Annotated in this window: 10 protein-coding genes; 2 read left to right on the top strand and 8 right to left on the bottom strand. The window is 47.7% G+C overall.

Annotated features, from left to right (window positions below; translation table 11 throughout):
• Positions 1 to 2 precede the first annotated feature (2 nt).
• Positions 3 to 266, bottom strand: a complete 264-nt coding sequence (locus AC3D28_RS10385; RefSeq protein WP_098414552.1) for a DUF4212 domain-containing protein — start codon at positions 264 to 266, stop codon at positions 3 to 5.
• Positions 267 to 710: 444 nt separating this feature from the next.
• On the opposite strand from AC3D28_RS10385, the gene AC3D28_RS10380 reads away from it, so the two are divergent.
• Positions 711 to 2,459 (top strand): potassium/proton antiporter, encoded by a 1,749-nt coding sequence (locus AC3D28_RS10380; protein ID WP_488534699.1) that lies wholly within the window; start codon positions 711 to 713, stop codon positions 2,457 to 2,459.
• Here AC3D28_RS10380 and AC3D28_RS10375 read toward each other — a convergent pair.
• From AC3D28_RS10375 to aspA, 4 genes are all read right to left on the bottom strand, one after another.
• A complete protein-coding gene (locus tag AC3D28_RS10375) occupies positions 2,456 to 3,085 on the bottom strand; it encodes a response regulator (RefSeq protein WP_098414554.1) in 630 nt (209 codons plus the stop codon). The two genes, AC3D28_RS10380 and AC3D28_RS10375, sit on opposite strands and share 4 nt — an antisense overlap.
• Positions 3,086 to 3,279: 194 nt before the next feature.
• Complete coding sequence (locus tag AC3D28_RS10370) at positions 3,280 to 5,097, bottom strand: protein-disulfide reductase DsbD (RefSeq protein WP_488534698.1); 1,818 nt, start codon at positions 5,095 to 5,097, stop codon at positions 3,280 to 3,282.
• A gap of 161 nt (positions 5,098 to 5,258) precedes the next feature.
• Entirely contained in the window at positions 5,259 to 6,566 is a 1,308-nt protein-coding gene (locus AC3D28_RS10365) for an anaerobic C4-dicarboxylate transporter (RefSeq protein ID WP_098414556.1), read from the bottom strand.
• Between the two features lie 172 nt (positions 6,567 to 6,738).
• A complete protein-coding gene (gene aspA, locus AC3D28_RS10360) occupies positions 6,739 to 8,190 on the bottom strand; it encodes an aspartate ammonia-lyase (protein ID WP_488534697.1) in 1,452 nt (483 codons plus the stop codon).
• Positions 8,191 to 8,648: 458 nt separating this feature from the next.
• Here aspA and AC3D28_RS10355 point away from each other — a divergent pair, with 458 nt between their 5' ends.
• Complete coding sequence (locus AC3D28_RS10355) at positions 8,649 to 9,167, top strand: FxsA family protein (RefSeq protein ID WP_488534696.1); 519 nt, start codon at positions 8,649 to 8,651, stop codon at positions 9,165 to 9,167.
• 75 nt (positions 9,168 to 9,242) lie between these two features.
• On the opposite strand, the gene trmL is transcribed toward AC3D28_RS10355, so the two are convergent.
• The 3 genes from trmL to AC3D28_RS10340 all read right to left on the bottom strand — a co-directional run bounded on the left by trmL (position 9,243) and on the right by AC3D28_RS10340 (position 12,039).
• On the bottom strand, positions 9,243 to 9,722 hold the full coding sequence (gene trmL, locus AC3D28_RS10350; RefSeq protein WP_098414559.1) for a tRNA (uridine(34)/cytosine(34)/5-carboxymethylaminomethyluridine(34)-2'-O)-methyltransferase TrmL: 480 nt from the start codon (positions 9,720 to 9,722) through the stop codon (positions 9,243 to 9,245).
• A gap of 233 nt (positions 9,723 to 9,955) precedes the next feature.
• The gene (gene cpxA, locus AC3D28_RS10345) at positions 9,956 to 11,350 is read right to left on the bottom strand and encodes an envelope stress sensor histidine kinase CpxA (protein ID WP_488534695.1); all 1,395 of its coding nucleotides are present in this window, start codon (positions 11,348 to 11,350) and stop codon (positions 9,956 to 9,958) included.
• Positions 11,350 to 12,039, bottom strand: a complete 690-nt coding sequence (locus AC3D28_RS10340; RefSeq protein WP_098414561.1) for a response regulator — start codon at positions 12,037 to 12,039, stop codon at positions 11,350 to 11,352. The genes cpxA and AC3D28_RS10340 overlap by 1 nt, the downstream gene beginning before the upstream one ends.
• Positions 12,040 to 12,105 lie beyond the last annotated feature (66 nt).

The raw sequence follows: 12,105 nt of genomic DNA, 5'->3' as shown, positions 1-12,105 counted from the left end.
CCTTACTCATCTACGCCGAATTCACGGTCAATTTTGCGCATTCTCCATGCGTAGTAACAAATAATGCCGAGGAACGCATAGATGGAACCTTGCTGAGCAAACCAGAAGCCCAGTTTGTATCCACCTAATTGAAATTGATTCAGTACGTCGACAAATAAAATGCCGCAGCCGAAAGACACGAGGAACCAGATGACCATTAGGCCGATCATGAGTTTCACGTTTTTGTCCCAATAGGCTTTGGCTTTTTCTTTGCTTTCAAATGCCATTGCCGTCTCCTTACGATTGGTATTGTTGTTAAAAGAATGTTTCATCATGTACCTTAGCAAGGTGTTGGCAATAACTCTTTTCAACTTTAGTCGGGGCGATAAAAACAAAAAATCGCAGTGATATGGGCATTTATACAGGAATGTTGATAGATTTTTAATGTTAACGATGTGTTAAATTAGCCTAAGGTCTAATATGGACCGCGTTAAAAGTTTCAATAAGTTGCAGTCATGCCCCTTTTCGTCATGGATTGTAGAGCGTCTGTCCAAAGATTTTCTTGGCAATGACGTTGAACGAGGAAGTGGAGTGCCCACAATGGATTTATTTACATAAAGTTTTCGAGCCGTAGAACCGTTTTCATGCACAATAAAGTAATATTGCTAGGTTATCCTCGCAGGACCTTACATGTTGAGGTGGTTTATTGTTTTCATTAAGGGAGGGTGAGAATGGATGCAGACAGCATTAACAGTTTTTTTCTTATAGGGGCGTTGTTAATCGCAGTTAGCGTTCTTTTAAGCCCGGTTTCCTCTAAGTTGGGCATTCCGATTCTTTTGGTGTTTTTAGCGGTAGGGATGCTGGCGGGGGAAGACGGCTTAGGTGGGATCTTATTTGATAATTTTTCTATTGCGTATTTGGTCAGCAACCTCGCGTTAGCCATTATTCTCCTCGATGGCGGCATGCGAACACGGGTTGCCAGCTTTCGGGTGGCGTTATGGCCTTCGGTGTCACTGGCCACGTTTGGTGTTGCGATCACTACAATCTTAACTGGGTTGATGGCGACTTGGTTGTTTGATCTGGATTTACTGCAAGGGATACTGGTTGGCGCGATTGTTGGCTCGACTGATGCCGCCGCGGTCTTTTCTCTACTAAAAGGTCGTAGCCTCAACGAACGTGTTGGCGCAACGCTAGAAATTGAGTCTGGCACCAACGATCCAATGGCAGTCTTTCTGACCATTACCCTGATTGCTATTTTGACCAACCAAGGCTCGGAGTTGAGCGCGGTTTTTGTCGCTCTGAGTTTTGTGAAACAGTTTGGTATCGGTGCTTTGCTCGGTTTTGCTGGTGGTTGGGTATTGTGGCAAGTTATTAATCGCAATCAATTACCGGGAGGCTTGTACTCGATTCTTACGGTCAGTGGGGGCCTATTGATTTTCGCTTTGTCCAACACGTTGGGCGGCAGTGGAATTTTATCCATTTACTTAGTTGGCCTGTTGTTGGGGAATCGTCCAACACGCAGCCGCCATTCGATTCTTCATGTGCTGGATGGCATGACATGGTTAGCTCAAATCGGCATGTTCCTCGTGCTTGGCTTGTTGGTCACGCCTTCCAACTTGCTCTCTATTGCGTTGCCAGGTTTAGCGCTGGCCTTCGGGATGATTTTATTTGCACGTCCAATCTCGGTTTGGATCGGTTTACTGCCATTCAAGAGTTTCACGCCACGTGAGAAATGGTTTGTCTCTTGGGTGGGGTTACGCGGTGCGGTGCCGATCATTTTGGCCGTGTTCCCTATGATGGCTGGGCTACCGGATGCGCAGTTGTACTTCAATTTAGCTTTCTTCGTCGTCATGGTGTCTTTGGTTGTTCAAGGGGGAACCCTGACCAAAGCGATGTCGCTTGCGAAGGTGGAACTGCCGCCAAAGCCAGAACCCATTTCTCGTACGGGAGTGGACATCTATCCAACAAGTGAGTGGGAGCTGTTTATCTACAAGCTAAAAGTGGATAAATGGTGCATCGGGGAGCCGCTGCGCAGTCTATCGATGCCAGAAGGGACTCGCATTGTCGCGGTTTTTCGTAGCCAAGAGTTATTGCACCCGTCAGGCAGTACCCGATTGGCAGAAGGCGACACCTTGTGTGTCTTTGCACAAGAGAAGGACTTGGATGCGCTCAGTTTGCTGTTCAGTGAAGCGCCAGAAAAAGCCTCACACACCCGGTTCTTTGGTGACTTCTTTTTGGATAGCGACGTAATGCTGGCCGATGTCGCGATGATGTATGGTTTGAATCTGGGCGATGATCTGCAGGACAAAAACTTAAGTAATTTAGTCGAGGAGCAACTGGGTACAACCTCGGTGTTAGGTGACCAGTTTGAATGGCAAGGATTGCAATGGATTATTGCCGATGTTGTCGACCGACAAGTGACGAAGGTCGGTGTACGTTTACCTAAAGAAGAGGAACTCATCGATGAGCAGTCACTCTAGCTGCTCATCTCCGTTAGCATGATAACCGCCTGAGTGCGATTTTTAACCCCAAGTTTCCGGAAAATCGCCGTCATGTGCGCTTTTATGGTGGCTTCTGACACATTCAACTCATAAGCGATTTGTTTATTGAGCAAGCCATCTGACAGCATGCCCAGCACTTTATATTGCTGCGGTGTGAGCGCGGCAATCTTTTCTGCCAAGTCATTGCACGCCGCGTTATTGGTGATCAGCCCTTCTGGGAAGTAGGGGTCACCGTTGAGTACTTGGTTAAGCGCATTAACCAGTTCACGCATGTCACTCGACTTAGGAATAAAGCCAAAGGCACCATGGCTTTTTACTTGCGTCACAATCGCAGGCTCTTCACTGGCGGAGACGACGACAATAGGTAAATCAGGATATTCAGCGCGTAAGTGAATCAAACCGGACATCCCATTGGCGCCCGGCATTTTGAGATCCAATAGCACCAAATCGGGCTCTTCTTCTTTTTCTAACAAAGCTAATAGAGCATTTAGCGAGTCGGCTTCAAGCAAATTTGCCCCACTGATTGCCATGTGGATCGATTGAAACAAGGCATTGCGGAAGAGGGGGTGATCATCGGCGATGATGATGGTGTAGGTCGAATCCATGACGTTAAACACTTTTGACTGTTTCGTTAAATTTATTATTGTCCAGCTTAGAGAAAGTGGACAATATTTATTCGCTAAAAGTCTGAACCAAATCGACTTTTATTAGTAAAAATGCATATAAGCTCAATTTTATCATTCAAATCTGTGCAACAAAAAACGCCAATGACTTTCACTGGCGTTTGAATTGATGGTACTCAGAATTGGTTAATGTGCTCTAAAAAAGGCTCGGCTTGGATAAAACCGGTTAAACGAGCGTTTGAAACATGTTCCCCTTGGCTGTTCCAGAACTCAATGGTTGGTAAGCCAAGCACGTTCATGTGTTGGAGTAATTCGATATCCTGTACTTGGTTTTTGGTCACATCGGCTTGGAGTAACACAAAGTCTTTGAGCTTGGCGGCTACACTCGGGTTGTGGAAGGTGTACTTCTCAAACTCTTTACAAGCCACACACCAATCGGCGTAGAAATCGAGCATCACAGGCTTGCCTGCCGCTTTGGCGAGAGCGAGTTGTTCTTCCAGTGCCGCCACATTCGTAATACGAGTAAAGCTCACCGTCGCTTGTTGAGTGTGTGTTGTTCCGTTGCCAAACCAGTAGTTCATGATCGGTTGTGCTGAAGCAAGCAAACCTAACACTGCAATGATGCCAATGGTGCTCTGCTTCCAACCGCCAAACGCTAAGCTATTTTTTACGTGATATAACCAGCCAAACGCGGCAATCCCTAGGGCAGACCATAACATCGTCGACCACAATTCTGGCAAGATGCGTTCAAGTAAAAAGAGTGGCGCCGCAAGAAGAATGAAGCCAAAGAGCGTCTTCACGCGAGCCATCCAAGCGCCTGCTTTTGGGAGTAGCTTGTTGCCAAATACAGCAATGAGGATCAGAGGAATCCCCATTCCCATTGCGAGGGCGTACAACGCGATACCACCAGTGAGTAGATCGCCACTTTGTGCCACGTAAAGTAGGGCGCCTGACAGCGGTGCGGTGGTGCACGGAGAGCAAACGAGGCCTGAAATCGCGCCCATCGCAAAGACGCTTGCGCTGCTGCCGCCTTGTTGTTTATTACTTACGTTATTCAGCCAAGTTTGCACACTGCTCGGTAGTTGCAGTGAGTAAAGCCCAAACATCGACATTGCAAGAGTGAGGAACAATACGCTCAAACCGATCAAGACGTATGGGTGCTGCATGGCCGCTTGAAACTGCATGCCTGCTGATGCCACAACGAGGCCGAGTAAGGTATAAGTCAACGCCATGCCTTGCACGTATACGAATGATAAACCCAGAGCACGGCGTTGGTTGAGCTTTCCGCTACCCAGTACAATACTGGTCAAAATCGGGTACATCGGTAGTACACATGGAGTGAATGCCAAGCCAGCGCCGAGAGCTAAAAATAGCAGGGGAGTCCACCAGTTATCCGCTAGGTTCGCTGCCAAGTGGTCTTGTTCTGTCACCGGCGTGGTGTTGCTGGTCGTTGCAGGGGCGATAGATGGAACGGGCTCAACCTTCGGCGTGTTTAGCGCGCGGTCTGCTGATGCGTCTGATCCCGATGATGTGAATGCACTAATCGGTATCACACGAGTTTCCGGTGGGTAGCAAAAGCCAGCCTTAGCGCAGCCTTGGTACTGAACCACCACGCGAGCACCTTCTTGCCACTCTTTTAGCGGCACATTTACGAATAAAGGGGTGGTATAGATGTGTACATCACCAAAGAATTCATCTTTATGCGGCGTACCGTTTTCCATTTGCAGTTCGCCGAGAGTGATATTTTCTCCCGCGACAGACAAACGCTCTTGATACAGGTAGTACCCGTCACGCACCTGCCAGTCGAGCATCAATTGGTCATCTTGTTGGTAGAAGTTAAACGGAAACGCTTGATCGACCGGAACAAAACTGTCGCTGCTGCTAGCAAAGCTGTTGTTTTGGGGATTGTTAAGCTGGTCTTTGCCAAATAATGCAAGAGACGGTGCGGAGAAGGTAATAAGCCCTAAGAGTAAAACGGAGAATAATGCACGCATAAAAAGGTTCAATTCATCTTAGATAATTGCCGTTAGTGTAACTCAATCAGACCTGTAGGCGGGTCAATAAGTTTCATCAATGTGAAGATTTGTTGAGCGCAATTCAAGACTGTTGGCAATAAAAAAGGGAGCCGAAGCTCCCCGAGTAAGACTCTTTGTGACTAGATCAACAGCCCACCGAATGCGAAGCCAAGCGCAACGGCAGATGCGATGGTAACCACGCCGGGTACAAAGAATGGGTGGTTGAAGACATACTTACCGATACGAGTTGAACCGGTATCATCCATCTCAACCGCCGCCAGTAGCGTTGGGTAAGTTGGAAGTACGAAGAGCGCACTAACGGCTGCGAAAGACGCAACGGCGGTTAGCGGCGCCACACCAATGGCTAATGCGGCTGGCATTAGCGCCACCGTGGTCGCACCTTGCGAGTAAAGCAGCATCGACGCGAAGAACAGAACCAGTGCCAGCATCCATGGGTAGTCAGCCAATAGCGCGCCAGCCACTTCTTTGATGCCGTCAACGTGCGCGTTAACGAACGTAGAACCTAGCCATGCCACACCCAGCACACACACACACGCCGTCATACCTGAGCGGAATGTCGCGGCTGCGGGCACTTTCGCCGCATCAAGCTTACAGCTCAATACGATCGCAGCGGCGGCTGCAAGCATGACACTCATGATGGCTTCGTTACGACCTAGTGCCGGGTTCTCGATGAGACCCACAGAGCCAGAAATGGCCGCGGCATAGCACACTACGAATGCGATCGCACCTAGGAAGATAAACGTTGCTTTCTTCGCTGTTGGCAAAATTTCACGCTTAGACTCAGTATTAAGCTTGATGAGACCTTTTGCTAAACGGTCTTGGTATTCGGCGTCGTCTTTCAGCTCGCTACCCATAAAGTTGGCTACGAATGCGCCGATCATACAAGCGATGAACGTGGTTGGGATACAAACCGCTAACAGCGTAAGGTAATCCACCCCCACCGGTGCCAGCATTGCGGCAAATGCGACAACGGCCGCTGAGATTGGCGATGCTGTAATAGCGATTTGTGATGCGACTACGGCAATAGACAGAGGACGAGACGGGCGAACACCTTGGCCTTTCGCTACTTCAGCGATAACAGGCAGTGTCGAAAACGCGGTGTGGCCAGTACCCGCCAAGAGTGTCATTAGAAAGGTGACGATAGGTGCGTAAAAGGTGATGCGTTCAGGATGCTTGCGCAAAAAGTTTTCTGCCACTTGTACCATCCAATCTAAACCACCCGCTACCTGCATAGCAGCGATAGCAGTGATAACCGACATGATGATTAAGATGACGTCAACGGGAATGTAGGCTTGGCTTGTTGGTACGCCCAAGATCAAAGACAACGCAATGACCCCGGCGCCACCAGCAAAACCAATGCCGATGCCGCCGATTCTTGCCCCCAAATAAATGAAGAGCAGGACCACGAATAGTTCGAACATGACCATATTGATACCTCTTTAGTTTTTTTATTGATTCTGATTTTTTGAACACTCAGGAAAGGAATAAATGCTCAGAGAATCAGAGCCTTATTGTATTACGGTAATAAAGGCCTAGAAAATGCACTTAACCGTATGAAATTCTAAAAAAGGGGCCTAGTTGGCCCCCTTTAATAAATGATTACTCGTAGCGTTTTGCTTTATAAGTTGGATGCATGAAGTTTTCTACTGACAAGATTTCATCAAGCTCTTCTGCGGTTAGTAGGCCGCGCTCAAGGACGACTTCACGAACACTCTTACCTGTTTCTGCACAGATTTTGCCCACAATGTCACCTTCGTGGTGGCCAATGTATGGGTTTAAGTAAGTGACGATGCCGATAGAGTTGTAAACGTAGTTCTCGCACGTTTCTTTGTTTACCGTGATACCGTCGATACATTTATCACGTAGGTTCACACAGGCATTGTGTAACAAAGAGACAGACTCAAACATGCTTTGAGCAATCACCGGCTCCATGACGTTCAGTTGTAGCTGACCGCCCTCGGCTGCGAAAGAGACCGTGTTATCATTACCGAGCACTTTGAAGCAAACTTGGTTGACTACTTCAGGGATTACCGGGTTGACTTTTGCCGGCATGATTGAAGAACCTGCTTGCATTTCAGGTAGGTTTAATTCGTTGAGGCCTGCACGAGGGCCAGAAGACAGCAGACGAAGATCATTACAAACTTTAGAGAGCTTAACCGCAAGGCGTTTTAGCGCGCCATGCGCCATGACGTATGCACCACAGTCAGATGTTGCTTCGATAAGATCTTCTGCCGCAACAACTTCTAGGCCTGTCACTTCCGCGAGGTGTTTTACGGCGAGTGCTTGGTAGCCTGTTGGTGTATTTAAACCGGTGCCGATCGCGGTTGCGCCTAGGTTGACCTCTAGGAGCAGTTTCGAGGTGTAATCAAGCGCTCGAATCTCTTCGTTTAGCGTGACTGCCCAAGCGTGAAACTCCTGACCGACAGTCATAGGAACCGCGTCCTGAAGCTGAGTACGACCCATCTTCAAAACGTCTTTGAACTCCACTGCTTTAAGCTCAAAGGCGCCTTTTAGGTACTCAATCGCTTCCATGAGTTTGTGGATGCTGTTGTAAACGGCGATACGGAAACCGGTTGGGTACGCACAGTTAGTCGATTGGCTCTTGTTAACGTGATCATTCGGGTTGATGAACTCGTATTGGCCTTTTGCTTTACCCATGAGTTCAAGCGCAAGGTTCGCGATCACCTCATTGGTGTTCATGTTAACAGAAGTGCCCGCACCACCTTGGAATACGTCTGATGGGAATTGATCCATACACTTGCCTGTTTCTAAGATCAAATCACACGCTTCTAGAATGTAGTTCGCTACGTCTTTTGGAATGGCGCCAAGTTCTTTGTTGGCCAACGCTGCGGCTTTTTTGGTCATGACCATGCCGCGTACAAATTCGGGCACGTCAGAGATGGTCATATTAGAGATGTTGAAGTTTTCGATCGCACGTAGCGTATGAATACCGTAGTACGCATCTGCTGGGACATGACGTTGACCTAATAGATCTTCTTCAATACGAGTGGCTGGGTTTGCTGTTTTTGGAGCATCAGATAGAGTAGCCATAGCAGGATCCTTAGATAATAATTCTGATAATAACGTTGTTTATTAGCCATTTCTGCAATCTAGAATCCATTCATCAGAATTTTTGGCTGGAAAATCCGTCCTGACTTATGTGGCACATGATACTGCACCTAGCGCATAAAAATAGTAACTAGATCACCTTTTTCGTTTTTCATGAGTCAATACTTTGCAAACTATGAACGGGTTATTAATAACCCTTTGTGGGTAAGCATTTTTTCTCGACAAATCTGAATTTTAAGAGTCTGAAATTGGGGAGCTCAGCACAGAAAAAACCGTATGCACATATAGTAATGGTATTAAACATAATGTGTTTGCGTGCTAATTTTGTTGGTATAAAGGTCTTCGATAAAAAAGGCAGAGTATGAACACGCTTTTTTACAACGATTCGTTTGAGGTTAGCTGGCTTTTGCCATTACACTGAATTGAACAAAGGAGGGCGTGTGTTTCCTATCTTATTATTGGCGTTTATTTTCGTCCCGATCATCGAAATCGGCTTATTTATTCAGGTGGGCGGCTTTTTAGGTCTATGGCCGACCATCGCCTTAGTCTTAATCACTGCATTTGTGGGGGCGTCATTGGTGCGCAGTCAGGGCATTCAAACATTGATGTCGGTGCAAGGTCGCCTTGAGCAAGGTGAGATCCCTGCGCAGCAAATTTTTGAAGGCGTGATGTTAGCGGTTTCTGGCGTGTTGCTACTGACTCCAGGCTTTATGACTGATGCACTTGGTATGTTAGTGCTGGTGCCAGCTCCTCGAGCGGCCATTGCGAAATACTTGATGAGCAAGATAGTGGTTAAAACGGTCCAAGGTGGAGGGTTCCACGGTGGGTTTTCTAGCCAAGATCCATTTGAACAAGATCCGTTTCGCCGTGATCCATTTGATTCTAAACCGGATGATGGCAAGACCTTCGAAGGGGAATATGAGCGTAAAGACGACAATGATCGTAATAAGCTCAACTGATTCACTCAGCAAGTAGAGAAAAGCAAAAGGGCGCAGTAGCGCCCTTTTTTGTGTCTGGAAGGCTCGTTGCTTGACTTATAACGCGCCGTCAAACCCCATTTGACGCCACGCTTCGAATGCGATGATCGCCACTGCATTTGATAAGTTGAGGCTGCGTGCATCTGGCATCATTGGAATACGGATGCGTTGATCCATTGGCAAGCTATCGATCACTGCCACAGGTAGGCCGCGTGTCTCTGGGCCAAACATCAAGACATCCCCTTCTCGGTATTGTCGATCGACGTGATGGCCAGTGGTTTTGGTCGTACACGCAAATAAGCGGTAGTTACCTTGCTTCTCTTTCTCTAAATACTCTAGGAAGGCTTGATAATTCTTATGGCGTGTGACGCGGGCTAAGTCGTGGTAATCCAAACCGGCACGACGGACTTTCTTCTCTTCAAGATCGAAACCCAGAGGCTCAATCAGGTGGAGATTGGCGCCACAGTTAGCACACAGGCGAATGATGTTGCCGGTGTTCGGCGCGATTTCTGGTTCGTATAAAGCGATATCAAACATGGTCTGGAAATAGAATTAGTCAAAAGAGAGAGGGAGTATATACCCAAGCGGCTGTTTGGGTATAGGAAAGGGCGCTGGCTGGCTAGCCAATACCCTTCCAATGACGGATACCCTATACGTGTTTGCCTGCTTTTTAGATTGCCGTTCGCTCATTACTCTTAACGCCTTGCGTTCGAGTTCGGGCGCGTTAGGCACCACGTGAGGTATTCGGCTTCGAGTGTTGCGAGCTCAGGTCATGTATTAAGCGGTAACGTAATGCTCATTCGTAAACCACCTAACGGACTGCGACTGGCGATGATAGTACCGCTGTGCTGGCGAATAGCACTTTCGGTAATCGTTAGGCCAAGCCCTGTGCCTCCTGAGTGGCGGTCGCGAGCGGTGGATACACGATAAAACGGGCGGAAAATTGCTTCCAATTCTTGTTCTGGCACCCCATCGCCATTGTCGTCGACGATGATGTGGAGAGTGTCGTTGTCTGCGTGGATATCGATTTGCACGTGATCTTTACCATAGTAAATCGCGTTACGAACGATGTTCTCAACGGCGCTCATGAGTAATTTAGGGTTGCCTGAGATACTACGTTTAGGCAGATCTGAGTAGTGCAGCTGCTTACCCATTTGTTCGGCTTCAAACTGCGCGTCTTTAATGATCTCCTCCCATAAGCTTTCGAGTGGTTGAGTTTCTCGTGTCATATGACTGTTCGCTTGCATGCGAGACAGTTCTAACAGTTCACTGATCATCTGCTCAAGGCGTTGTGCTTCGGTATCTATACGCGTCAGTTCTGGGCTTTCCCCTTGTTTACGAGTGGCTAAGGCACTGGCCATGCGTAAACGCGTTAAAGGTGAGCGCAGCTCGTGAGAAATATCCGAAAGCAAGCGTTGTTGGCCGGAAATCATTTGGTTAACGGCTTCGACCATTTGGTTGAAGCTGCTGCCTGCTTGGCGAAATTCGGCAGTGCCTTTCTCTAGGTTAGGATCAATGACAAATTCCCCTTTTGCCACACGGTGAGCGGCTTCTTCAAGGCGGCGTGCAGGTTGGCTTAACGCCCACGCAAGCCACAATAGCAGCGGTGTACTGGCCAGCATGACGGCCAACAGGAGCTGTAATGGGTGATCGAACAGGCGTAATAACAGCGGTGGGGTCTCATTCCATTTAAACCCTACGTACATCAATATCTCTGACTCAGCTAGAGTGATGGGAATGGGGCCTGCAATCATGTATCGACCGTAGAGTTTTTGTTTGGGGTGGTTGTAATCTTCGATGCTGGTGACAAAGTTTTGCATCGCACGCAACTGAAAATTACTGCGTTTATCCGTTGTGAGTACGTTGCCATTGTAGTCTGAGAAAAACACTCTTGGACGAGCGTCATGTTTGCCATGACGATTGCCCTCGATGCGGAATAAAATCCGGCCTAAATCGGTTTGTTGCCGGTATTTTGTTTGAATCGCGTCACGCGTTTCTACCATGCGTTGATAATGCTCTTCAGGAATGTCTCGGGCTTTACGTGGGTCCAAATGTGGCAGTGACAACACCGCTATCAGCACCAATAACATCGTGAACCAAAAGATGGCAAAGATGCGTCCATATAAGCTATTAATACTGGGCAGTTTGATGCGAGATAGGCGCATTAATCCTCCTCTAGTAACATATAGCCTCGACCACGCAGGGTTTTGATGCGTGGTTTGCCATTGCTCTGATCTGGTAATTTTTTACGTAAGTTCGATACGTGCATATCGATCGCCCGGTCAAAGGCTGCGTGTCTCTTACCCAGTACATCCAAGCTCAACGTTTCTTTGGTGAGGATATGCCCTGGGTGTTGAACAAAGTGCGTCAGCAGTGCAAATTCGGTTGCAGTGAGATCGAGTAATTGTTGGTCGCAATACGCTTCTTGTTTTCCAGGGTAAAGGCGAAGCTCTTGGTATTCGATGAAGTCACTGCTTTTGGTGTGCTTGGGCGTACTGTGAGTACGTCGTAAAATGGCACGAATGCGCGCTAATAGCTCGCGGTCACTAAAAGGTTTTGGTAAATAATCATCTGCCCCCAGTTCTAAACCGATCACGCGGTCAATTTCTTCGCCTTTGGCGGTCAGCATTAAGACCGGGATGTCCCAGTTTTCACGTAAGCGTTTGAGTGTTTCCATACCATTGAGTTTAGGCATCATGACATCCAATAAAATCAAATCAATCTCGCGATTGACGGCGGCTAAGCCCGCTTCACCATCATTCGCTTCGCTGACTTCAAACCCTTCAAAACTGAGTACTTCTTTTAATAAGCTGGTTAGCTCAATATCATCATCAATCAAAAGAATGTTTGCCATGGGGGCATCCGCCGTAAGTTACCAATGATGTCATATTACATTGGAATGAGGGGTTGCGGAGAGAAT

This window comes from Vibrio sp. TAP-3B (assembly GCF_057784735.1).
This window is presented reverse-complemented; position numbering and strand designations above follow the sequence as displayed.

What these genes read in the sequence shown, in the direction of transcription:
- AC3D28_RS10380 (WP_488534699.1), top strand. Translation starts at nt 711, where the DNA reads ATGGATGCAGACAGCATTAACAGTTTTTTTCTTATAGGGGCGTTGTTA.
- trmL (WP_098414559.1), bottom strand. Translation starts at nt 9,722, where the DNA reads ATGTTTGATATCGCTTTATACGAACCAGAAATCGCGCCGAACACCGGC.
- AC3D28_RS10385 (WP_098414552.1), bottom strand. Translation starts at nt 266, where the DNA reads ATGGCATTTGAAAGCAAAGAAAAAGCCAAAGCCTATTGGGACAAAAAC.
- AC3D28_RS10365 (WP_098414556.1), bottom strand. Translation starts at nt 6,566, where the DNA reads ATGGTCATGTTCGAACTATTCGTGGTCCTGCTCTTCATTTATTTGGGG.
- cpxA (WP_488534695.1), bottom strand. Translation starts at nt 11,350, where the DNA reads ATGCGCCTATCTCGCATCAAACTGCCCAGTATTAATAGCTTATATGGA.
- AC3D28_RS10375 (WP_098414554.1), bottom strand. Translation starts at nt 3,085, where the DNA reads ATGGATTCGACCTACACCATCATCATCGCCGATGATCACCCCCTCTTC.
- AC3D28_RS10370 (WP_488534698.1), bottom strand. Translation starts at nt 5,097, where the DNA reads ATGCGTGCATTATTCTCCGTTTTACTCTTAGGGCTTATTACCTTCTCC.
- aspA (WP_488534697.1), bottom strand. Translation starts at nt 8,190, where the DNA reads ATGGCTACTCTATCTGATGCTCCAAAAACAGCAAACCCAGCCACTCGT.
- AC3D28_RS10340 (WP_098414561.1), bottom strand. Translation starts at nt 12,039, where the DNA reads ATGGCAAACATTCTTTTGATTGATGATGATATTGAGCTAACCAGCTTA.